Source organism: Rhizobium sp. WYCCWR 11152 (genome assembly GCF_013087615.1).
Classification (GTDB): Bacteria; Pseudomonadota; Alphaproteobacteria; order Rhizobiales; family Rhizobiaceae; genus Rhizobium; species Rhizobium indicum.
On the sequence record NZ_JABFCP010000011.1, the window covers coordinates 237257 to 259387 of the forward strand.

Genomic DNA, 22131 nt, shown 5'->3' on the forward strand with positions numbered 1-22131 from the left:
GCATCTGGCGAATCCTCTGCCACCGATCTCTCCGTCAATCTCTATGGCTAATCACGGGGCCGATCGAAAGCCTCTGGCAACGATTTCACAGTATGGTGCGCATTCGAACGGGGACGTGACAAGAAACCGCCCGGCAGGAGCGGTCATCATTCGGGGTCGGCTGTGACAATCTATCTGCCCATCGCAGAATTGTCGGTGAACATCTTCATCATTCTCGGCATGGGGGCGGCCGTCGGATTCCTGTCTGGAATGTTCGGCGTCGGCGGCGGTTTTCTCATCACGCCGCTGTTGATCTTCTACAACATTCCCCCCGTTGTCGCCGTCGCGACCGGCGCCAACCAGGTCGTGGCCTCGTCGATATCGGGCGCGATCACGCATTTCCGGCGCGGCTCGCTCGACGTCAAGCTCGGCACGGTGCTGCTGGTCGGCGGCCTTGCGGGTGCCACGGTCGGCATCTGGATCTTCTCTTTACTGCGCGCCATCGGCCAGCTCGATCTCATCATCTCGCTGATGTATGTGATCTTCCTCGGCACCGTCGGCGGGCTGATGCTGCTCGAAAGCGTCAATGCCATGCGGCGGGCAGCGCGCAACGAGCCGCCTGCACCGCGCAAGCCCGGCCACCAGCACTGGGTGCACAAGCTGCCGCTGAAGGTGCGCTTCAAGAAATCGAAGATCTTTCTCAGCGTCATTCCGATCGTCGCGCTCGGCTTTGCGATCGGCATCCTCACCTCGATCATGGGTGTCGGCGGCGGCTTCATCATGGTGCCGGCGATGATCTACCTGCTACGCATCCCGACCAATGTCGTCGTCGGCACCTCGCTGTTCCAGATCATCTTCGTGACCGCCTATACGACGATCGTACAGGCGGCGACGAACTTTTCCGTCGACATCGTGCTCGCCTTCATCCTGATGGTGGCAGGTGTCATCGGGGCGCAATACGGCGTGCGCGTTGGCCAAAAGCTGCGCGGCGAACAGCTGCGCGCCCTGCTCGGCCTGCTGGTGCTCGCCGTCGGCGTGCGTCTTGCGATCGCTCTGGTGGTGACGCCGGCCGACGTCTATTCGGTGGTGATGGGAGCGGGCAATTGACGCGCCTGCTGAGTTTCGCCATCGCATTGCTTTGCCTGCTGCCGGCTGTTGCCGGAGCGCAGTGGTTGCCGGGGCAAGCAACGGAAGTGGTGCGTGAAGGGTTGGAAATCGGCACGTCGACCAGCGAAATCGCCATCACCTCGGATTTCCACGGCGCGGATCTGACCATCTTCGGAGCGCTCTCGAATACCGACCAGTTGCTGCTCGCTATCGGCCAGTATGACGTGGTCGTGGTGCTGGAGGGCCCGCGCGAGGATGCGACAGTGCGCAGGAAGGAACGCGTCTTCGGCATCTGGGTGAACACCCGCTCGATGACCTTCGAAGCGGTGCCGCATTCCTATTCGATGTCGAGCTCGCGCATGATCGACGATCTGACGACACCGCTCGAGCTGACCGATCAGGGGATCGGCATCGACCACATTCCGCTGACGCCGGTCGGCTTCGTCGGCGACGGCAGCAATCTCGGCGAGTTCCGCGACGCCTTCCGGCGACTGCAGCAGGGTGGCGGGCTCTACGACCGCAACCCGAGCGGCGTGCGGTTCGTTTCCTCCAACCTCTTCAAGGCGAGCCTGCGCCTGCCGGCAAACATTCCGAACGGCGTGCACACCGTGCGCGCCTATCTGTTCAAGAGCGGACTTTTCGTGAACGAGAAATCGCTGCCGCTGCGGGTCATCAAGACCGGCATCGAGCAGACGATCACCGATGCGGCGCATGAGCAGCCGATCCTCTACGGCTTTGCGGCCGTGCTGCTCGCCGTCATCACCGGCTGGGGTGCCAGCCTGATCTTCCGCAAGGACTGATCCACAGCCAAGGCGCTCAAAATTTCTTCCCGAAAATAGGCTCGGCAAGGCGCTGAGCACGAAGGCCTGCGGGAGCAGCTGCTTGCCCGAATGTTCTGCTTCAAAAAAACCGCTTGCATTTCGCTATCAGTCGGCCTAACTTTTAACCAGTTGTTAAACGCAACCAGTTTTGGTGATGGCAATTCAGAAGGAGGATGGAAATGAGAAAGCTTGTTGTCTGGAACCTGATGACGCTCGACGGTTATTTCGAAGGCACGAAGCCATGGGATATCGACTTCCACAATCTCGCCTGGGGGCCTGAATTGCAGCGCTATGCCGAACAGTTCGGCAGGGAAAGCGATCTGCTGGTCTTCGGCCGCAAGACCTATGAGGGCATGGCCTCCTACTGGCCGACCGCCGAGGGCGAAGGTGAGATCAAAGCCTATATGAACGGCATCGCCAAGATCGCCGTGTCGCGGACGATGAGCGAGCCCGGCTGGAACAATGCCCGCGTCGTCAGCGATCCGATCCCCGAATTGACGCGGCTGAAACAGGAGGACGGCAAGACGATCTTGATCTTCGGCAGCGCCGAGCTTGCCGACAGTCTGCTGAAAGCCGGCCTTATCGACGAAATCAGGGTTTGCCTGGTGCCGGTGATCCTCGGCGGCGGCAATCCGCTTTTCAAACCGGCAGAGAGCCAGATGCCGCTGAAGCTCATCGAATCCTCGACGACGGAAGGCGGCGCGATGATCCTGCGCTACGAACCCGTCAAAGCGTAGTGGATGGGATGCCGTCCCGATGGTTAGGCCAGGGTATCGATCCCTGGCCGCACAAGGAGGCAGCCGGGGAAGTTCGCATTCGACTAAAAACCGGTTTTTAACATTTACGAGTTAGTAATCTCTCGGAAACGAGAGGTTTTGTCATGCGTACTCGTATCGTTCTGACGGCCGTGGGTCTCGCGCTGCTTGCCGGCTGCGCGACGGCGCCGAAGCAGACGAGGAACATCTGTGCCGTCTTCGACGAGCGCAACGGGCTCTTCTCCAGCTGGCAGAGCGCCGCCGAACGAACGGAGAAGAAATACGGCGTGCCCGTGCCGATCCTGATGGCGACGATGTATACCGAATCCGGCTTCCAGCCCTATGCGCGGCCGCCGCGCACCAAGCTGTTCGGCTTCATTCCCTGGACCCGTCCGTCGACAGCCTACGGCTATTCGCAGGCGCTCGACGGGACCTGGGATCACTACCAGTCGCAGACAGGGAACTGGACCGCGCGGCGGGCGAACTTCGCCGACGCGATCGATTTCATCGGCTGGTATCACTACCAGAACAGCCTGGAGACCGGCATTCCGCTGAACGATGCCTATAATCTCTATCTTGCCTATTACTCAGGTCCGACGGGGTACAAACGCGGCGACTGGCGCTCGAACGGGCAATTGCAGCAGACGGCCCAGAAGTTTGCGCGGATGGCAGGGACATATCAGCGGCAGCTGCAGGAGTGCGATTGAGTTTAGGTGGTGCCGTGCCAGCCCCTTCTGCCCTGCCGGGCATCTCCCCCACAGGTGGGGAGATTGGCTGGGCACACGGGCTTCCCCAAACAACGAACGTCCAGCACGGCGAAACGGTAGATGGACAGGAAGTTCAAGCCACTTGTGATCTCCCCACCTGTGGGGGAGATGCCCGGCAGGGCAGAGGGGGGCTGAAGCCCGCCGACCTGGAATAACAGGCGCTATCCCCACAAATTCCCATACCGCACCGAGTAGATCCGGTCCTTGCCGAGCAGATGCGCCACCAGCAAAGCCTTGTCGAACAGGCCCTTCATTGCCTGATGGCCGAGATCCAGACCGCCGCTCATGACACCGAAGGCCGGCATCAGCAGGCGGGCGCCGTCGGTGGCAAAGCACGGGCGGCGGACGGATTTCTCGCGGCGGCGCACGGTCGCCGAGGGGTGCAGGTGGCCGGCGATCTCGCCGCTCTGCAAGCCGCTCTTCGGCTCGTGCCGGAAGGTCAGGCCGGCATAGTGCATCTCGTCGGCAGATGTGCCCGGCAGGTCGACGATGCCATCCGGATCATGGTTGCCATTGATCCAGATCCATTCGCGGCCGCGGGCCATATTGACGATCAGCGTGCGGAAATTCTCCGGCAGATGCTTCGAACCGATGCGGTCGTGGAAATTGTCGCCGAGCGAGATGACGAGCTTCGGGTTATAGCGGGAAATGACGGCAGCAAGGACGGTCAGCGTTGCCAGCGTATCGTAAGGCGGCAGCATCATGCCGCGGCGGGCGAAGGCTGCACCCTTTTCCAGATGCAGGTCGGAAACGACGAGCAGGCCGGCATCAGGCAGATAGAGGGCGCCGAGCGGATCGCAGACGGCGGCAATGCCACGGACCGATGTCTCGATGCCCGGCATCGCGGTCGGTCCTGATATGTCGCGCGCCAGCGCCAGGCGGTTCATCACGGTCGTCATTCCTAAATCGTCGTCAGGGCCTAAATCGTCGGGCCCTAATTCTCACCAGGTCCAATTCTCGTCAAGCGAGCGCTTCGGCGATCAGATCGTCCGCCGCTTCGGCCAGGAGCGCGTCATGGGCCTCTCCCGGCACCGCCTCGCGGCCGATTTCCAGCATCACCGGCACGGCGAGCGGGGAAATATGATCGAGAGCGCGGTGGGTGATGTGGCCCCTGATTCGTCTCAGCATATCGCCAAGACGGCCAATATCCAAAAGTCCCGTCGCTGCATCCTGCCGCGTCGCCTGCAGGAGGATGTGATCCGGCTCGTGGCTGCGCAGCACGTCGTAGATCAGATCGGCGGAGACGGTGATCTGACGGCCGCTCTTTTCCTTGCCCGGATGGCGGCGCTCGATCAAGCCGGCAATCACGGCGCAATTGCGGAAGGTGCGCTTCAACAGGAAGGATTCGTCGAGCCAGGCTTCGAGATCGTCGCCGAGCATATCCTCGTCGAAGAGGTCGGAGAGGCTGAGCCGGCCGTTGCCGATCATCAGCCCCATATCCTCGAGGCCCCAGATGGCAAGCGAATAATCGGTGGCGACGAAACCGAGGGGCTTGGCGCCTATCCGCTCCAGCCGGCGGGTGAGCAGCATGCCGAGAGTCTGGTGGGCGAGACGGCCTTCGAAGGGATAGGCGACCATGTAGCCGCGGCTGCCGCGCGGAAAGGTTTCGATCAGAAACTCGTCACGCTTCGGCAGCATCGACTTGTCGTTCTGCAGCGACAGCCAGTCGCGCACCTGATCCGGCAGGTGTCGCCAGCGATCGGGATCGGCGATCATCGCCCGCACCTGCTCGGCGAGATAGGTCGACAGCGGAAACTTGCCGCCATTATAGGATGGGATTTTCGGATCGAGCGAAAAGGCCTGCGAAGCGAGGCATTCGTTTTCACGGATGCCCTCGAAGCGCAGCACCTTGCCGGAGAAGACGAAGGTATCGCCCGGCGACAATTGCTCGAGGAAATATTCCTCGACCTTGCCGAGCGTGGCGCCGCCGCGGCCGATCCTGCCGCCCTCGCCGCGCTTGACCATGCGGATATTCAGCATCGGGCTTTCGACGATAGTGCCGAGGTTGAGGCGATATTGCTGGGCGACACCAGGATTGGAGACGCGCCAGCGGCCCTCCGCAGTCTTGCGGATACGGGCGTAACGCTCATAGGTGCGGAGCGCATAACCGCCGGTCGCGACGAAATCGACGATGCGCTCGAAGGTCTCCCAGCTCAGATCGGCATAGGGCGAGGCGCTGATGATTTCATCGTAGAGTTCCAGCATGTCGAAGGGTTCGGCGCAGGCCATGCCGAGCACATGCTGGGCGAGCACGTCGAGCGCGCCGCGACCGACCGGCGGGGTGTCCTGCGCGCCGATATAATTGGCATCGAGGGCGGCCTGGCACTCCATGACCTCGAAACGGTTGGCGGGTACGAGGATCGCCTTCGAGGGCTCGTCCATGCGGTGATTGGCGCGGCCAATGCGCTGGGCAAGACGCGAGGCGCCCTTCGGCGCGCCGACATGGATGACGAGATCGACATCGCCCCAGTCGATGCCGAGATCGAGGGTGGAGGTGGCGACGACGGCGCGCAGCCGGTTTTCGGCCATCGCCGCCTCGACCTTGCGGCGCTGGGCAACATCGAGCGAGCCGTGATGGAGCGCGATCGGCAGGTTGTCGTCATTGATCGTCCAGAGTGCCTGGAAAAGCATTTCCGCCTGGCTGCGGGTGTTGACGAAGAGCAGTGTCGTGCGATGTTCGACAAGCTTGTTGTAGACATCCGGAATGGCATATCGGGCGGAATGGCCGGCCCAGGGAATGCGTTCTTCGGTCGACAGGATCGAGATATCGGGTTTGGCGCCGCCTTCGACGACCACCAGGCCGGCATGGTGCTCCCTGCCCTCTTCCTGGCCGACCAGCCATTTCTGCAGATCCATCGGCTCGGCGACGGTGGCCGACAGGCCGATTGTCTGGAGACCGGGGGCAAGGCGGCGGAGGCGAGCCAGGCCGAGCGAAAGCATATGGCCGCGCTTGGAGGTGACCAGCGAATGCAGCTCGTCGAGGACTATATATTTCAGGTCCTTGAAGAAGCGCTCGGCCTCCCGGTTCGCCAACAGCAGGGCGACCTGTTCCGGCGTCGTCAGCAGAATGTCCGGCGGGTTGAGCTTCTGGCGCTGGCGCTTGGCATTCGGCGTATCGCCGGTGCGGTTTTCGACGGTGACCGGCAGGCCCATCTCCTCGACCGGCTTCATCAGGTTGCGCTCGATATCGATGGCAAGCGCCTTCAGTGGCGAAACATAAAGCGTATGGATGCCGGTGAAGGCGGAGCCGGGCGGGATCCGGCCGCGGCGGGTGAGATCGGTGAGCGAGGGCAGGAAACCGGCGAGCGTCTTGCCGGCACCGGTCGGCGCAATCAGCAGCGTGCTGTCGCGGGCCTCGGCGCGGGCGAGCAGTTCCAGCTGATGGGCGCGTGGGCGCCAGCCCTTTTCCGCAAACCAGCGGGTAAAGGCGGCAGGAAGCAGGGCACGGGCTTCGGAATCGATCTGGTCCACGCCCTGAAAGTAGTCAAACGCCAGGGAAAAAGAAGAGCGGCGCCTTTTCACATGGCGATATAGCGGTCCTTGCGGTGGTTGATGGCAATCGTGAGGTTGAGAACGATCGCACCGAGCACAGAGCAGGCGATGATGAAGGGGCTGGCGACGAAGAAGGAGAGCGCCAGGATGATGCCGTCGAAACCGAGCTGGACGAAGCCGGCGCGCCAGCCGAAGCGATCCTGGATATAGAGGGCAAGAATGCCGATGCCGCCGAGGCTGGCGCGGTGGCGGAAGAGCGCCAGCATGCCGGCGCCGATGACAAGGCCGCCGAAGAGCGCACCGGCGAAAGGATCGACACGCGCCATGCTGATGAAGCCCGGGACGAATTCGGACAGGACCGAGGTCAGCGCAATGGCGGCGAAGGTCTTGATGGTGAAGGCGGCACCCAAACGGCGGAAGGCTAGATAATAGAAGGGCAGGTTTACGACGAAGAAGCAGAGGCCGAAGCTGAAGCCCGTCGCATAATGGGCGAGGAAGGCAAGGCCAGCCGTACCGCCGGCAAGCAGCCCGGCGCCGGAGAGAAGCGTTACGCCGAGCACGGCGAGCATGCTGCCGGCGACGATGCCCTGGGCGTCGTCGAAGAGCGAGTGACGATCGGCGCTGGAATTCAGAAGGCCTGCAAAAGCGTTGGATGCCATGTTGTTCCCCTGTCGGCGTTTCCGTCTTCTATCCGCGGTCAGGATAAAGGCAAGTGGCAGCAGCGAGGACACCTCTTGACAGCTGGCATAATCGTGGATATTTTTTATCCACGAATTGAGGAGGCCAGATGCATGAAGATGGGCGATGGGGTCGAGCAGGCCATTCACAGCGTTGCGATGCTTTCCGGCCTCTCCGAAGGCGGCGTGCTTTCGGCGGCCGCGCTGGCGGAATTCCACGGCGTTTCGACAAGCTATCTGCTGAAGCATCTGCAGGCGCTGTCGGGCGCCGGCATCCTCGATACCGTACCGGGGCCGAAGGGCGGATATCGGCTGGCAAAAGCACCGAAGGAGATTTCGCTGCTCGACATCGTGCTCGCGGTCGAGGGGTCTGCACCGGCGTTCCGCTGCGCCGAAATCCGCCAGCGCGGACCGAACCCGGTCTCCGATCGCTTGTTCGCCCAGCCCTGCACCATCAACGCGGCGATGCTGAAAGCCGAACGGGTCTATCGCGCCGAACTCGCCAAGACGAGCCTGGCCGATATCGGCATCGAACTTGCCGCCGTCGACGACGGATCGATCGCAGCCAGAGGCTGCGCCTTCCTTGAAATCCATGAACGCAAGACGGCTCGTTGAGCCATAACAAAGGAGAAAGAGCATGCAACCACGTTTCAACTTCGCCAAAGCAGCCCCCGATGCCTACAAGGCAGTCGCCGCGCTCGAGCAATATGTCCAGTCCTCCGGGCTGGAGCGCCGCTTCATCCACCTGATCAAGCTGCGCGCTTCACAGATCAACGGCTGCGCCTATTGCGTCGACATGCATGTGAAGGAAGCCCGCCATGATGGGCTCTCCGAACAATGGATCAACCTGATGTGCGTCTGGCGGGAATCGCCGGTCTATGACGCCCGCGAACGGGCGCTGCTCGGCTGGGTGGATTCAGTGACCAATATCGCCAAAACAGGCGCGCCTGATGCCGACTACGAGACGCTGAAGGCCCATTTTTCCGAAGAAGAAATGACGAAAATCACGGTGGCGATCGGCGCGATCAACATCTGGAACCGGCTTGCCGTCGGCTTCCGCTCGCAGCATCCGATTGATGCGGCGCAGAAGGCAGCCTGATCGATATCTGCTTACAGGGAAATCATCCTGGCAACCGACCCGAAAATCTCGGGTCGGTCGAATACCGGGTCACTCGTGATCCCTGGTGGCCCGTACGGCAACGGCATCAAACCGATTGCCCGAGAGGTCGACGCTGTTGAATAGGTCGCGGACGACTTTCGCAATTTCTTCCGCGGAAGCGCCCTTGGCGTATTCTTCCTGCATACGGCGTCTGACAAGTTTTTCCAAATCTGACATAGTTCACCTCATCAAATCCGGCGCGAGAAGAGTTTGGCGCCGCGACCGATCACAGGCAAGTTACGTTTTGTTTAGAATGGCTTACCGATTGGTAATGTTAGGGCCTCGCTGGTCAGATTGACACGCGGTTAGGGCACGTCCCCTCTCCCCGTAAAACGGGAAGAGGGTTAGGGTGAGGGGCAAAGCACACGGAACGACTTCAATGAGAGGCTCCAAGCCAAAAACCACTGCCCGAGCACGATCCCTGCGCCAATCGGATAACGACGCAGAGGACAAATTGTGGAAAGAGCTGCGCGACCGGCGGCTCAACGGAAACAAGTTCGTCCGGCAATTGCCGATCGGTCCCTATTTTGCAGACTTCGCCTGCCGTGAACTGCGGCTTGTCATCGAGATCGACGGTAGCCAACATGCGGAAAGCCGACGGGACGGCATTCGGGATGCCTTCATGACCGGCAATGGCTGGTCGGTGGTTCGTTTCTGGAACGTGGACGTGCTGAGAGCTCCGCCATCCGTGCTTGAGACGATCCTTGCAATCTGCGACGGGCGGCTGGTCGAACGCGTGGAAGCTTCGGATTTGCGGTTCTTTCCGGCGGCAGGCGATTAGCGATGGCGTGCCGTGGAGTGGCCCCTCACCCTAACCCTCTCCCCGTAAAGAACGGGGAGAGGGGACGTGCCATACGAGACGTCATGGGGAACGGAGACGTTGCGGCATGTCCCCTTCGCCCCGCAAGCGGGGAGAAGGTGCCGGCAGGCGGATGAGGGGCAAATCCACGCGGCGACTTTGATGAGAGGACGCAGGCGGACCGCCAAAAAAACGGGGAGACGAGGCTTCGGATGTCGCCTTACAGCGCGATGTAGCGATCAGCGCGGTGATTGATGGCGACGAAGAGGTTGAGGACGACGGCGCCGAGAACCGAATAAAAGACGACGGGCGGCGTGGTGACGAAGAAGGCGGCGGCGAGCACGCACATGTCGATGGCAAGCTGGACGAGGCCGGCACGGATGCCGAAACGCTCCTGCAGGTAGATGCCGAGAATGCCGACGCCGCCGAGGCTGGCGCGGTGGCGATAGAGCGCCAGCAGGCCGAAGCCGAGCAGCAGGCCGCCGAGAAGGGCCGCCCAGGCCGGATGAATGCTCGAAATGGACAGGAAGCGCGACTGCACATCGGCAATCACCGAGGTCAGGCCGATGGCGATGAAGGTCTTGATGGTGAAGGCCATGCCGAGGCGCTTCCAGGAGAGATAGAAGAACGGCAGGTTGAGCAGGAAGAAGGCAAGGCCGAAATTGACGCCGAAGGCATAATGCAGGAGGAAAGCGACGCCGGCGGTGCTGCCGGTTAGAAGGCCGGCGCTGGCGAGCACATAGAGGCCGAGTGCGGCAACGAGGCTGCCGGAGAATATGCCCTGCACGTCTTCGACCGGGGTGTGGCGCGTCGCAGTCGTATTCCAAAAGCCAAGGGCATTGATGAGCTGTGTCATGTCGCCAGTCTCCACGGCAGACGAGTTCAAGAACGCGCCTGGAAAGGCCGGGCGCGACGGAATTTTGGATCATGAAAGGAGCCCGAGCGCCTCGGCGTAATATTGCCGGGCTCTCTGCCGATGCGGTGCAGTATCGGGTTTTTCGGTGTTCCGATCAAGTGAAATAGGTAAGCAATGCTGACCTATTAAAACATCGCAAGAAATGTTCGCTCACGCAGGCTTCTGCGCAAGGAACAGAATGCCGGACACCGGTTTTCCGCCATCTTTGCGAATGACCGATTTGACGATCTTGAGGATTTGGAAGCCGTGACGGGCAAGAAGCATCCTGACATAGGATTCCGAATGGGCGTAACGCAGCGAGGGAGCGAGATGGAAGCCCTCGCCCTCCCCCGCATCCTCGACGGAGAAGGCGATATCGGCGCATGGTGCAGCGAGTTCTCCGACGATGGCAAAGACGCTTTCGAGATTGCCGAGATACATCAGCACATCGGCTGCCGTCACCAGATCGGCGCGATGGCGCGCCGCATCTGCAAAGAGGCCGGAGAGATCGGGCGCGAGCGAGAGATCGGCCTGGGCGAGACTGTCATAGACATGTTTCTCGGCGGCCTTTGCCAGCATGTTCTGGGAGAGATCGAAGCCTTCGAGGCGGCCGACACGGCCGCGGATTTCAGGGCCGAGCAGGCCGGTGCCGCAGCCGAGATCGACGGCCAGTTCGTAGCGCCTGCCGGTGGAGGCGACGAGCGCTGCGAGCTTCTGTGGGACGCTGTAGTCGAGCTTTTCGACAAGGGCTGATTCGAAACGGTCGGCATAGTCGTCGAAGAGGCGCTCGACATAGCGGCTCGGCGGTTGGTCGGGCATGGCCGCGCCGCCGAGAAGGGCGAGCTTGAGGGTTGCACCGAAAATATCATCGGGATCGAGGGCAAGCGTCCTGCGATAGGCCTCGATCGCGGCCTCGCCCCTGCCCGCCTTTTCGCAATAGGTGGCGAGGCGATACCAGCCGGCGGCCCAGGCAGGCACGAGCTCGAGGGCCTGTTCCATCAGCTCGGCGGCCGCTTCCGGCTCGCCGCCTTCTTCGAGCATCCTGGCATAATCGGCGCGGCGGTCGGCGATGACATCGCCAGAGGAAAGCTGGTGGGGTAGCATCAATGGGCCTTATCGGTTCGCGCGCATTTGGCGGCGGCCACAAAAAAACTCAAGTCCTATTTCAGAGGCGAAGCGGCCAATTCCGGAAAGGGCTTGCGGGCGCCGCGCCGCGACCTTATTCCAAGGGCAAACAGGAGATGGCTTATGTCCGATCAGGCGAACAGGTTCCTCGGCGATTCAATCGGCCGCACATTGATAAAGCTTATCGTGGTGTCGCTGATCGTCGGTTTCGTCATGACCGTCTTCGGCCTGACGCCGTGGGGCATCATCTACGGCATACGCGATTTCATTCTGGAGATCTGGTACCGCGGCTTCTCGGCCCTCGGGCGCGTCGGCGACTATCTGATCCTCGGCGCGACGATCGTCATCCCGCTCTTCATCATCCTTCGTCTTTTCAGCTACCGCCGGTAACATGACATCCATCGATCTTTCCAGGCGCGGCCTGCTGCGCCTTTCCGGACTTGCGCTCGCCGCCGGCATCGCCGGCTGCACCACGACCCCGCGGATGGCCGGCACGCCGTCGGACGGCGAGGACGAGACGGCGAGCGTGCTACCGCTCGTCAACCAATTGCGGGCGAAGAACGGCCTGCCGCCGCTTGCCGTCGATCCGGCGGCGAGTACTGCCGCCTTGTTCCAGGCAAAACGCATGGCGAGTGCGGGCAAAATGGCCCATCTCATGGGTATGACCGACAGTTTCGGCGCGCGCGTCAAGGCGAGCGGCGTGCGGCTGCCGGCGGCCGAAAACATCGCCTCCGGCCAGCAGAGCGTCGATGCCGTGGTGACGGCCTGGATCAACTCACCGCATCACCTGGAAAACATGCTCGGACGTTATGGCGGCCTTGGCGTTGCCGTCGCCCATAATACATCTTCCAGGAACCTGCCCTATTGGGCCATGGTGCTTTCCAGCTGAGGTGATTCCGCCGGCAGCAGTTCAAGTGATGCAGCGTCGGTTGCGCGTCTGAAACGACGCGTAGTGCCGTCGCGACGAGGCCGGCATGGATACACGCAGCAATCACAACGCGCTCGCATTCGACGTGACGCACCTGATGGTGCTGTCGATCGCCCTTCCGATGACGCTCGGCTTCATGACGACGCCGCTGCTCGGGCTGACGAACACCGCCGTCGTCGGCCGCATGGGCAATGCGGAAGCGCTGGCCGGGCTGGCGATCGGCGCCATGCTCTTCGACCTGATTCTCGGCAGCTTCAACTTCCTGCGCGCCTCGACGACCGGGCTGACGGCGCAGGCCTATGGCCGTCACGACCAGCACGAGCAGCAGGCGGTCTTTTCCCGGGCGATGATTTCGGCACTCGGCTGCGGACTGGCGCTGCTCTGTCTTTCGCCGCTGCTGATGGCGGCGGGGTTGAGGCTGATGGGGGCGGAAGGCGCGATCGCCGAGGCGACCAGCACCTATTTTTCCATCCGCATGCTGGCAGCACCCGCGGCGCTGGCAAATTATGCCATCCTCGGCTTCGTGCTCGGGCGCGGACAGGGCAAGATCGGACTGCTGCTGCAGGCGATCATCAACGGTATCAACATCCTGCTTTCCATTTATCTCGGCCTGACGCTCGATTGGGGCGTGGCGGGGGTCGCCTGGGGAACAATGGCCGGCGAAACCGTCGGTGCGCTCGCCGGGCTTTTCATCGTGCTGCGCGGCTTCGGTAAGGCAGCCCGGCCGGCATGGTCCGAGGTCTTCTCCCGCCACCGGCTGGCCGAGCTTTTCGCGCTCAACCGCGATATCTTGATCCGGACTTTCGTGCTGATCGGCGCCTTCACCATCATGACGCGGATCGGCACCAGCTTCGGTGCGGTGACGCTTGCCGCCAATGCCGTGGTGATGAATTTCTTCCTGCTGTCCGGCTATTACCTCGACGGGCTTGCCAATGCTGCCGAACAGATCATCGGCCGGGCAATCGGCGCGCGCTACCGGCCGGCCTTTGACCGCGGGCTGAAGCTCACGACCTTCTGGTCCTTCGGGCTGGCGGCGCTCGGCTCCGCCTTCTTCTTCCTCGCCGGCCCCTGGCTGATCTCGGTGCTGACGACCTCACCCGAGGTGCGGCAGGCGGCGGAAACCTATCTGCCCTGGGCAGCGATCACCGGACTGACCGGCGCGCTCGCCTTCCTGATGGACGGGGTCTTCATCGGCGCCACATGGTCGGCCGACATGCGCAACCGCATGCTGATATCTTTTGCCGGCTATCTCCTGATGCTCGCGGTCTTCGTGCCGCTCTTCGGCAATCACGGCCTGTGGCTGGCGATGAACGCCTTCCTGCTCTTCCGGGGCTTCTTCCTGGCGATGCTGGTGCGGTCGCGGGCCGATCAGACCTTCCGCGCCGCCCAATAATCCAGCCGGGTGTCGCGCAAGTCGCGGATCGAGGCGGCCTTTTCGCGGTCCAGGAGTTTCGACAGGCCGCGGACGATATCGCCGGCCAGACCAGGGCCCTCATAGACCATGCAGGAATAGAGCTGGACGAGATCGGCACCCGCCCGGATCTTCTCCAGCGCGGTTTCGGCCGAGGAGACGCCGCCGACGCCGATGATCGGCAGATCAGGGCCGACGCGTTTGCGCATCCTGGCGAGTACCGCCGTCGATTTTTCGAACAGCGGCACGCCGGAAAGGCCACCCGCCTCCTTCGCCTGGCGCTGATCCTTAAGGCCGTCGCGCGACAGCGTGGTGTTGGAGACGATCAGCCCGTCGAGCGCATGCGAAAGCGCCTCGGCTGCGATATCGTCCATGCCTTCCTCGGTCAGATCGGGCGCGATCTTCAGAAAGACCGGGATCTTCCGGCCGGACGCCGCCGCCATCTCGTCGCGCGCAGCAAGCACTGATGACAGCAGCACTGCAAGGCTTTCGCGCCCCTGCAGGTCGCGCAGGCCAGGCGTGTTCGGCGAGGAGATGTTGGCGGTGAAATAGCGCGCGACGGAATAAAAGCGGCGGATGCCGGCGACGTAATCGGCGATGCGGTCCTCGCTATCCTTGTTGGCGCCGATATTGACGCCGATCATGCCGCCGCCCCTCAGCGCGGCAAGGCGCCCGAAAGCGGCATCATGGCCTTCATTGTTGAAGCCGAGGCGGTTGATGACGCCTTCATCCTCCACCAGCCGGAAGATGCGCGGCCGCGGATTGCCGGATTGCGGTTTCGGCGTCACCGTGCCGATCTCGGTAAAGCCGAAGCCGAGCTTCAACAGCGCCTCCGGCACCTCGGCATTCTTGTCGTAGCCGGCGGCCATGCCGAGCGGACTTTCGAAGGTAAGGCCGGCAACGGTCTGGCGCAGGCGCGGATCGGGTGTCAGCTGGCAGGCGGGCACGAAGCCGGATTTCAGCGCGGCGATCGACATGCCATGCGCCGTTTCCGGATCGAACAGGAAGAGACCCTTGCGGGCGAGACGCTTGAAGGGATCGATCATGGCGCGAGCTCCGGAAAGATATGGGCGCCGGCTTCGTCGAGCGGTAACGGCGCCTCCCAGAGCACGGCCGCAAGCGGCAGATCGGCGTAGAGGTGTGGGAAGAGATCGCCGCCGCGCGAGGGCTCGAAGACCAGCTTGTCACCGAAGCCGCCGCCATCCACGGCAATCAGCAGCAGGCCGGACTGGCCGGCCAAATGCAGCGCGGCGGTCTGCTTTACCTGGTCCGCCGTCGACAAATGGATGAAGCCATCCTTGAGATCGATGCCTGCGCCATGAAAAGTGCCGGTTTGTCTGGCTTGCTGCCAGAGCGTTTCCGTCACGATCTTGTAAAGGGTCGGTGTCAGGGTCATCATGGCCTCACGATAGGCTGTTCCTTGGTCACGAGGGCTTTGCCGGAAAGAGGCGGCGATGTCCACGCCCCGGCGCCGAAAAACGGGACCGCCACAAGCAAAATCCGGAGGATGAGACGATGAAGGTTTTGATTCTGACGTTTGGCATTTTTCTGATGCCGTTGGCCGCCGCCGCCGTCGAACCCGATGCCGGCCGCTTCCAGCTGGAGAAGAGCGGCGACCATTTCGTCCGGCTCGACCGGCAGACCGGCGCGATGTCGATCTGCCAGGATAAGGACGGCGCCCTCGTCTGCCGGATGGCGGCCGACGAGCGGGCGGCCTATGAGGATGAACTCGACCGGCTGGCAAAGCGGGTGACCGCGCTCGAACAGGGCAATGTCGCCCAGCGCGCGCTGCCGAGCGATGCCGAGGTCGACCGTTCGATCAGCATCATGGAGCGGATGATGAAGAGTTTCATGGGGATGGTGAAGGAGTTCCAGGCCGAGGAAAACACCAATCCCCTTCCGCAGAAGACCTGATCTGATATAGTCGATATGAGCAAGCCAGCGTGCAACGCGGAGGGGCGGAGGCACAAGCCGGCATGATCGGGCTCTTGGGAGGGAGTTTTCGATGCAGGAACAGACCATCATCATTGCGGACGATCATCCGCTTTTCCGTGACGCGCTGCGCCAGGCGGTGATCGGCATGGAAGGCCGGCAGTCGATCGTCGAGGCCGGCGATTTCGCCGCCGCGCGCCGGGCAGCCGGCGCCCATGCGGATGCCGACCTGATGCTGCTCGATCTCGCCATGCCCGGCGTCAGCGGCTTTTCCGGCCTGATGGCTCTGCGCTCCGAATTCGCCAGCCTGCCGATCGTCATCGTCTCGGCAACCGACGATGCGACGACCATCCGCCGGGCGCTGGAACTCGGCGCTTCCGGCTTCATTTCGAAGTCCTCCGGTATCGAGGATATTCGCCGCAGCATCCAGACGGTGCTTGCCGGCGACATCGCCACGCCGGAAAGCTATCGCGACGGGCAGGAGCAGGATCCCGATGTCGCCGACCTGATCCACCGCCTGCATACGCTGACGCCGCAGCAGAGCCGGGTGCTGACCATGCTCGGCGAAGGGCTACTGAACAAGCAGATCGCCTACGAACTCGGCGTCTCCGAGGCGACGATCAAGGCGCATGTCTCGGCGATCCTGTTGAAACTCGATGTCGACAGCCGGACGCAGGCCGTCATCCAGCTCGGCAAGATCAACATGGCGATGGTCGCCTGAGCGCAGCCGACTGCCCGGCGACAGGATTTTATTCCTCCTTTATCTTTACTCCGCCAGCGCGGTCGGTTAATATTCCGCTTGGTTGAAGCGCGGCGCTTGATCCGCCGCACGGAATCGCGCGCATGCTGTCACACAACCAGATCTGGGAAGCGCTCGACAGGCTTGCCGAACGGCACGAACTGACGCCGTCCGGTCTTGCGCGGCGCGCCGGCCTCGACCCGACCTCCTTCAACAAATCGAAACGGCTCTCCGCCGACGGGCGGCTGCGCTGGCCCTCGACGGAATCGATCGCCAAGGTGCTCGACGCCACGGGTGCGAGCATGGAGCAGTTTCTGGCCTTCATGCGGGCGGACACCGGTCCCTCCGAGCAGCAGGCCAGGCAGCAGGAAAACGCGTTTCAGCCGCAAGGCCGCCCCATTCCGCTGCTTGGCTTCGCCCAGGCGGGCGCCGGCGGTTTCTTCGACGATGGCGGCTTTCCGGCCGGCCAGGGCTGGGACGTGGTGGAATTTCCGGCCGCTCCTTCGCAGAAGGCCGGCGTCTATGCGCTGGAGGTGCAGGGCGAGAGCATGATGCCGCTCTACCGCGACGGCGACGTGCTGATCGTCGAGCCGGGGGCGCAGGTGCGCCGCAACGACCGCGTCGTCGTGCGCACAAACGAGGGCGAGGTGATGGCCAAGGTGCTGCTGCGCCAGAGCCCGCGGTCGATCGAGCTGATGTCGCTCAATCCCGAACATCCCAACCGCACCCTCGAGCTTTCCGACATCGCCTGGATCGCCCGGATCATCTGGGCCAGCCAATAGGAAGATATTCCATGCGCCCTGCCGCCTTCATCACAGGTATCACGGGGATGGCGGTGGTGGCCGGCCTGCTGCTAGCAGGCGAAGCAAGGCTTGGCGGCGGCACGGCCGGGGAAGAGACGGCGTCCGCAGAGGAGAGGGCGACGGCAGCCGCGGATGCTGCTCCCAAAGCCGGCGAACGTGCGACGATGTCGGACGACCGTGCCGAAATGATTGCTCGCTCAGTGGAGCCGACGGCTCCGCCCTCTCAGGCGCCAAGCGATGGCGGGACACCCAAACCGGCCGATGCACCGCAACAAGCGGAGACGCCGGCCGGGGAAACGCCAAGTCCCACTGCGAAAGAGGCGGTGGAGCTGGCGAGGCCGATGGTCGATAATGCCGGCATTCTTTCCTTTGGCGAGCGCCGGCTTCTGCTTGCCGGCATCGTGCCGACGCCCACCGACAGGATATGCGGGCCGACGGGCCGGCAATGGCCCTGCGGCATGATGGCGAAGACGGCGCTGCGCCTGCTGTTGCGCAACCGCAGCGTCAGCTGCGATCTCGAGACGGTGGAATGGAAGGAAACAGTAACGACTGCCTGCCGGCTCGGCACAGAGGATCTCGGCTTATGGCTCGCCGAAAACGGCTGGGCGGAAGCAGCAGTGGGTTCGCCGCCTATGGCTGCCGCCGAAAAGGCCAGGCAGGCAGGAAAAGGCCTCTACGGCGATGATCCACGCCGCAATTAAACCGGCAGCCACGACAGCGTCGGACAGCCCCGGATCGGGCCGATCCCTTGTAATGGCGGTCGCCAATTCCTAATCTGGGCTGACCGAAAAAGGAATCAGAGATGAACAAGCCGCTTTCCGCCCATGACGCGCTGATCTACGTGATGGTGATGGCATCCGCCGTCGACAGCACGATGAACGACAGGGAGATGACAAGGATCGGCCAATTGATCGGATTCCTGCCGGTTTTCCGGGATTTCGACGACGACAAGCTGATTGCGGTGGCGCGCGACTGCGCCTCGCTGCTGGCCGGACCGGAAGGCCTCGACGTCGTCCTCGAAACCGTGCGCGATACCTTGCCCGCAAAGCTCTACGACACGGCCTATGCACTGGCCGTCGAGGTGGCATCTGCCGATCTCTCGGTCAAGGCGGAGGAGTTGCGGCTGCTCAGCCTGCTGCGTGACCGGCTCGGCCTGGATAAGCTCACCTGCGCGGCGATCGAGCGCAGCGCCATTGCCCGCTTCCGCAAGGGCTGAATGCATCAGCTTTGGATTGCTGCATAATTCAATAAAGGCCGTAGGGGAAATACCGTAGATAGATTTCCTGGAGGCGGCCGTTGCGCGACAGCGTGGCGAGCGCGTGGTCGATGGCGGATGTCAACACGCTGTCCTTCTGCCGCAGCATGATCGTCATGCCCTCGCCGAGGAAATGCTCGGAGAGATAGGGGCCGTCGAACAGCGCGCAGCATTTGGCTGAGGCCGGCGAAGAGACCCAGAAGGAAAGCTGCAGCGCATCGGCAAAGGCGGCATCGACCTTGCGGTCCTTGAGCGCCGCAAGCAGGGCGTCCTTCGTGTCGAATGGCTCGGCCTTGAGCGTGGGAAAAAAGGCGGCCAGCATCGCCTCGTGCACCGTCCCCCTGACCACACCGACCGGATGGCTGGAAAGCGCGGCAGCGGTCTTTCCGTCGAGCGGCACGGCAAGATTGCGCACGAAGCGCGCCGGCAGCATCAGATAGGGCCTGGAGAAGAGGAATTGCCGGCGCAGCTCCGGGGTCACGGCAAAACCGGCGATGACGGCATCCCCCTGCGAGGCGGCGAGCGCATCCCTGAGGTCGGCGAAGGGGATCGCCTGGATCTGGCACTTATCCGATATTTCCAACTCGCCGCAGATTTCGCGGGCGAGGTCGACATTAAAACCGGAAAGCTTGCCGTTCTGATCGGTGAAATTGAACGGTGGGAAATCGACCGACGTCAGGAAGCGCAAGCGCACCAGCGAAGAGAGATCGGGCCTCGCAAGACGCTCGCGCGCATCGAAGAGCAGCGGCAGCGAGGGCGCCGCCTGCTGAGCCGATGCGGCAAAACTTGAAAAAAACGCGCCGAGAAACAGGCCGAGCGTGAAAAAACCCTTCAGAGTCAGGGATGCCGGCTTGGATTGCATCATCGTGATCGTTGTCTCTGGGTTAAGCGCGAAGCGTGCGGCGTCGGCGAGATGTATCAGAGTCATGCGTGGTGGGGAATATGGGTGGGAGTGAGGGGAGCGGCGCCGCGCAGAGGAATAGCCTTCATACGACATCCTCGGCCCAGGGAGATCGCCGACGCCAGCCCCTCATCCGGCTGCCGCCACCTCTCCCCGTAAACGGGGCGAAGGGGGATAGCCGCGACCTCTCCGTTTCTCGCCAGCCTCTCGCGGGGCGCGTCCCCTCGCCCCGTTTACGGGGAGAGGGTTAGGGTGAGGGGCAGCCATCGGCGCCAACCGGACAGCCCTGGCGCAAGACTCGAGACGACAATTCAGTCCCTAAAAATCACAGCCAACCACCGCCTCGTGTTAGCGCGGAATTAAAGAATATCGCCTTTATTTGTTGCGACGACATCGGACCCCGCCAGCCGATCGCATGATGCAAGCGTCAGCCCAAACGTAATCCCTAAACCGCGATATTGAAGCAGCGTTTTTCTGCAACAATTGATTTCAAAAGCACCGGGCGCGCGAGCACGCCCCGTCAATCGGGTGACATTTCTATGCTGAAACATCTGAAAATCCGCACAAAAATCATATCCGTCGTGGCGCTCCTGGGGCTGATCACCATGTCCGGGCTGATCTATGTCATATCCGAGTTCCGCCGTGCGGACGCCGCCTACAGCGCCTTCATCGATCATGAGGCGCAGGCCTCGATGCTGAGCGCGCGTGCCAGCGCATCGGCGGTGGCCTCGGTGCTGCAGGTAAGCCTGCTTGCCGACATGAAACCCGATACGCCCGAATTCCAGAAGGCGCTCGCCACACCGAGCAAGCTGCCACAGGCGCGTGACCGCATGAAGCAGGCGCTGGCACTGGTGCCCAGCCGCAAGCCGGCGATCGATGAAATTCAGGCGGGCATCGATGAGATCGAAACGCTGGCGAACAAGATCATCGAACAGAGCAAAGCCAAGGACGACGCCGGCGCCCAGGCGAATGTTGCCCTGATCAATGCCAAGCTCGATGCACTGACGCCGAAGATGATCGCCAACAATGATGCGATGATGGCGATGCTCAACGATGGCGGCGACGCGCTCTCGGCTTCCGTCAACGAACGGATCGTCTTCTGTCTCGTTCTGATCGGCATCGCCGTTCTCGCTGCCGTCGGCTTCAGCGTGGTCGTGGCCCAGATAGGCATCGCCGGCCCGATGATGCAGCTGCGCCAGCGCATGACGCGGCTTGCCGAGGGCGATACGACAAGCGATGTCAGCGGCCTCGACCGCGGCGACGAAGTCGGCCAGATGGCAAAGGCCGTTTCGGTCTTCCGCGACAATGCGATCGAGCGCGCCCGGATCGAAGCGCGCGCCGAAACAGACCGCGACGTCAGCGACAGCGAGCGCCGCGACCGCGAGGCGCAGAAGGCCCGCGAAGCATCTGAACTCGACCGCGCCGTCACCGCGCTCGGCGACGGCCTGCGCCGCCTTGCCGCCGGCGATCTCGCCTCGCATATCGCCGAGCCCTTCGTCGCGCATCTCGATGCGCTGCGTGAGGATTTCAACAACTCGGTCGAGAAGCTCAACGAGACCCTGCATACGGTCGGCGCCAATGCCCGGGCGATCGGCGCCGGCGCCAACGAGATTCGTTCCTCCGCGGACCAGCTTTCCCAGCGAACGGAACAGCAATCGGCCTCCGTCGAAGAGACGGCAGCAGCGCTGGAGGAGATCACCACGACGGTGCGCGACGCCGCCAAGCGGGCCGAGGAGGCGAGCCAGCTCGTCGCCCGCACCCGCCTCGGTGCCGAAAAGTCAGGCGAGGTCGTCCGCAAGGCCGTCTCCGCCATGCAGCAGATCGAGAAGTCCTCGGGCGAAATCTCCAACATCATCGGCGTCATCGACGACATCGCCTTCCAGACCAACCTTTTGGCTCTAAACGCAGGCGTCGAAGCGGCCCGTGCCGGCGACGCCGGCAAGGGCTTTGCAGTCGTCGCTCAGGAAGTGCGCGAGCTCGCCCAGCGCTCGGCGAAGGCGGCCAAGGAGATCAAGGCGCTGATCAGCACCTCCGGCTCGCATGTGCAGACCGGCGTCTCGCTGGTCGGCGAAACCGGCAAGGCGCTCGACGCAATCGTCCACGAAGTGCAGGAGATCAACCAGCACGTCCACGCGATCGCCGAAGCCTCCCGCGAACAGTCGATCGGACTGCAGGAGATCAACACCGCCGTCAACACCATGGATCAGGGCACGCAGCAGAATGCGGCGATGGTCGAAGAATCCACTGCCGCCAGCCACAACCTGGCAACGGAAGCGGCAGCACTCAACAACCTGCTCGGCCAATTCAGGCTGACCGGCACCGGCGGCTTCACCGCCAGCGCGTCAATCGCCACGGCACCACGCGCGCCCACGCGCCCGGCCGCCAGGGCAGCTCCGGTCCGCGTCGCCCACGAAGGCACTGCCCGCCCGGCCGCCTCGCCGGCCCGCGCGCTCGGCCAGAAAATCGCCAACGCCTTCGGCGCCGGCAGCAGCACATCGCCGAGCCAGGATCCCGACTGGACGGAATTCTGAGCCGGTCAAGACAGGCATTGGCAAGGGCGGCTGCGGCCGCCCTTGCTATTTGAGG

25 protein-coding genes are annotated in these 22131 nt (G+C 62.9%); 16 read left to right on the forward strand and 9 right to left on the reverse strand.

Translation table 11 applies throughout. The features are described 5' to 3' along the window. Positions 1 to 162 precede the first annotated feature (162 nt). From G9X67_RS22670 to G9X67_RS22685, 4 genes are all read left to right on the forward strand, one after another. Positions 163 to 1086 carry a sulfite exporter TauE/SafE family protein gene (locus tag G9X67_RS22670; protein WP_003545257.1) on the forward strand — a complete coding sequence of 308 codons (924 nt, stop codon included), beginning with the start codon at positions 163 to 165 and terminating at the stop codon, positions 1084 to 1086. Next, a complete protein-coding gene (locus tag G9X67_RS22675; protein ID WP_171599740.1) occupies positions 1083 to 1886 on the forward strand; it encodes a TIGR02186 family protein in 804 nt (267 codons plus the stop codon). Before G9X67_RS22670 ends, G9X67_RS22675 begins: the two co-directional genes overlap by 4 nt. 200 nt (positions 1887 to 2086) lie before the next feature. Continuing rightward, positions 2087 to 2644 (forward strand): dihydrofolate reductase family protein, encoded by a 558-nt coding sequence (locus G9X67_RS22680; RefSeq protein WP_171599741.1) that lies wholly within the window; start codon positions 2087 to 2089, stop codon positions 2642 to 2644. A 143-nt stretch (positions 2645 to 2787) separates the two neighbouring features. Beyond that, positions 2788 to 3369 carry a transglycosylase SLT domain-containing protein gene (locus G9X67_RS22685; RefSeq protein ID WP_171599742.1) on the forward strand — a complete coding sequence of 194 codons (582 nt, stop codon included), beginning with the start codon at positions 2788 to 2790 and terminating at the stop codon, positions 3367 to 3369. A 221-nt stretch (positions 3370 to 3590) separates the two neighbouring features. Here G9X67_RS22685 and pdeM read toward each other — a convergent pair whose 3' ends face one another. From pdeM to G9X67_RS22700, 3 genes are all read right to left on the reverse strand, one after another. Further along, positions 3591 to 4328 carry a ligase-associated DNA damage response endonuclease PdeM gene (gene pdeM / locus G9X67_RS22690; RefSeq protein WP_171599743.1) on the reverse strand — a complete coding sequence of 246 codons (738 nt, stop codon included), beginning with the start codon at positions 4326 to 4328 and terminating at the stop codon, positions 3591 to 3593. 61 nt (positions 4329 to 4389) lie between these two features. Continuing rightward, positions 4390 to 6900, reverse strand: a complete 2511-nt coding sequence (locus G9X67_RS22695) for a ligase-associated DNA damage response DEXH box helicase (protein ID WP_171599744.1) — start codon at positions 6898 to 6900, stop codon at positions 4390 to 4392. 47 nt (positions 6901 to 6947) lie between these two features. After that, a complete protein-coding gene (locus tag G9X67_RS22700; RefSeq protein ID WP_171599745.1) occupies positions 6948 to 7580 on the reverse strand; it encodes a YitT family protein in 633 nt (210 codons plus the stop codon). Between the two features lie 132 nt (positions 7581 to 7712). Here G9X67_RS22700 and G9X67_RS22705 point away from each other — a divergent pair, with 132 nt between their 5' ends. Together G9X67_RS22705 and G9X67_RS22710 are read left to right on the forward strand one after the other, a co-directional pair. After that, on the forward strand, positions 7713 to 8213 hold the full coding sequence (locus G9X67_RS22705) for an Rrf2 family transcriptional regulator (RefSeq protein WP_003545245.1): 501 nt from the start codon (positions 7713 to 7715) through the stop codon (positions 8211 to 8213). 22 nt (positions 8214 to 8235) lie between these two features. Further along, a complete protein-coding gene (locus G9X67_RS22710) occupies positions 8236 to 8697 on the forward strand; it encodes a carboxymuconolactone decarboxylase family protein (protein ID WP_027666287.1) in 462 nt (153 codons plus the stop codon). Between the two features lie 69 nt (positions 8698 to 8766). Here G9X67_RS22710 and G9X67_RS22715 read toward each other — a convergent pair whose 3' ends face one another. Next, entirely contained in the window at positions 8767 to 8934 is a 168-nt protein-coding gene (locus G9X67_RS22715; protein WP_157628318.1) for a hypothetical protein, read from the reverse strand. 202 nt (positions 8935 to 9136) lie between these two features. On the opposite strand from G9X67_RS22715, the gene G9X67_RS22720 reads away from it, so the two are divergent. Beyond that, the gene (locus G9X67_RS22720; RefSeq protein WP_171599746.1) at positions 9137 to 9538 is read left to right on the forward strand and encodes an endonuclease domain-containing protein; all 402 of its coding nucleotides are present in this window, start codon (positions 9137 to 9139) and stop codon (positions 9536 to 9538) included. Positions 9539 to 9776: 238 nt separating this feature from the next. Here the strand turns inward: G9X67_RS22720 and G9X67_RS22725 are convergent, their stop codons facing one another. Together G9X67_RS22725 and G9X67_RS22730 are read right to left on the reverse strand one after the other, a co-directional pair. Further along, positions 9777 to 10412, reverse strand: a complete 636-nt coding sequence (locus G9X67_RS22725) for a YitT family protein (protein WP_171599747.1) — start codon at positions 10410 to 10412, stop codon at positions 9777 to 9779. A gap of 210 nt (positions 10413 to 10622) precedes the next feature. Further along, positions 10623 to 11555 (reverse strand): tetratricopeptide repeat protein, encoded by a 933-nt coding sequence (locus tag G9X67_RS22730; RefSeq protein WP_171599967.1) that lies wholly within the window; start codon positions 11553 to 11555, stop codon positions 10623 to 10625. A gap of 144 nt (positions 11556 to 11699) precedes the next feature. Between G9X67_RS22730 and G9X67_RS22735 the strand changes: the two genes are divergently transcribed. The 3 genes from G9X67_RS22735 (at position 11700) to G9X67_RS22745 (ending at position 13897) form a co-directional block, all read left to right on the forward strand. Continuing rightward, a complete protein-coding gene (locus G9X67_RS22735) occupies positions 11700 to 11966 on the forward strand; it encodes a DUF6460 domain-containing protein (RefSeq protein ID WP_026154422.1) in 267 nt (88 codons plus the stop codon). A gap of 1 nt (position 11967) precedes the next feature. After that, the gene (locus G9X67_RS22740; protein ID WP_128400926.1) at positions 11968 to 12465 is read left to right on the forward strand and encodes a CAP domain-containing protein; all 498 of its coding nucleotides are present in this window, start codon (positions 11968 to 11970) and stop codon (positions 12463 to 12465) included. 85 nt (positions 12466 to 12550) lie between these two features. Further along, a complete protein-coding gene (locus G9X67_RS22745) occupies positions 12551 to 13897 on the forward strand; it encodes an MATE family efflux transporter (RefSeq protein WP_171599748.1) in 1347 nt (448 codons plus the stop codon). On the opposite strand, the gene G9X67_RS22750 is transcribed toward G9X67_RS22745, so the two are convergent. Further along, positions 13873 to 14961, reverse strand: coding sequence for a quinone-dependent dihydroorotate dehydrogenase (locus G9X67_RS22750; RefSeq protein WP_171599749.1), 1089 nt, complete (start codon positions 14959 to 14961; stop codon positions 13873 to 13875). The two genes, G9X67_RS22745 and G9X67_RS22750, sit on opposite strands and share 25 nt — an antisense overlap. Further along, entirely contained in the window at positions 14958 to 15311 is a 354-nt protein-coding gene (locus G9X67_RS22755; protein WP_171599750.1) for a DUF952 domain-containing protein, read from the reverse strand. The genes G9X67_RS22750 and G9X67_RS22755 overlap by 4 nt, the downstream gene beginning before the upstream one ends. Before the next feature lie 119 nt (positions 15312 to 15430). Here G9X67_RS22755 and G9X67_RS22760 point away from each other — a divergent pair, with 119 nt between their 5' ends. The 5 genes from G9X67_RS22760 to G9X67_RS22780 all read left to right on the forward strand — a co-directional run bounded on the left by G9X67_RS22760 (position 15431) and on the right by G9X67_RS22780 (position 18605). Then, positions 15431 to 15829, forward strand: coding sequence for a hypothetical protein (locus G9X67_RS22760; protein ID WP_171599751.1), 399 nt, complete (start codon positions 15431 to 15433; stop codon positions 15827 to 15829). A 91-nt stretch (positions 15830 to 15920) separates the two neighbouring features. Then, positions 15921 to 16568 carry a response regulator transcription factor gene (locus G9X67_RS22765; RefSeq protein ID WP_003545225.1) on the forward strand — a complete coding sequence of 216 codons (648 nt, stop codon included), beginning with the start codon at positions 15921 to 15923 and terminating at the stop codon, positions 16566 to 16568. 122 nt (positions 16569 to 16690) lie between these two features. Continuing rightward, positions 16691 to 17368, forward strand: coding sequence for a helix-turn-helix transcriptional regulator (locus G9X67_RS22770; protein ID WP_171599752.1), 678 nt, complete (start codon positions 16691 to 16693; stop codon positions 17366 to 17368). Positions 17369 to 17379: 11 nt separating this feature from the next. Next, the gene (locus G9X67_RS22775) at positions 17380 to 18090 is read left to right on the forward strand and encodes a thermonuclease family protein (RefSeq protein WP_171599753.1); all 711 of its coding nucleotides are present in this window, start codon (positions 17380 to 17382) and stop codon (positions 18088 to 18090) included. Positions 18091 to 18191: 101 nt separating this feature from the next. Next, positions 18192 to 18605, forward strand: coding sequence for a tellurite resistance TerB family protein (locus G9X67_RS22780; RefSeq protein WP_003545221.1), 414 nt, complete (start codon positions 18192 to 18194; stop codon positions 18603 to 18605). A gap of 28 nt (positions 18606 to 18633) precedes the next feature. On the opposite strand, the gene G9X67_RS22785 is transcribed toward G9X67_RS22780, so the two are convergent. After that, positions 18634 to 19509 carry a transporter substrate-binding domain-containing protein gene (locus G9X67_RS22785; protein ID WP_171599754.1) on the reverse strand — a complete coding sequence of 292 codons (876 nt, stop codon included), beginning with the start codon at positions 19507 to 19509 and terminating at the stop codon, positions 18634 to 18636. 575 nt (positions 19510 to 20084) lie between these two features. Here G9X67_RS22785 and G9X67_RS22790 point away from each other — a divergent pair. Next, a complete protein-coding gene (locus tag G9X67_RS22790; RefSeq protein ID WP_171599755.1) occupies positions 20085 to 22076 on the forward strand; it encodes a methyl-accepting chemotaxis protein in 1992 nt (663 codons plus the stop codon). Positions 22077 to 22131 lie beyond the last annotated feature (55 nt).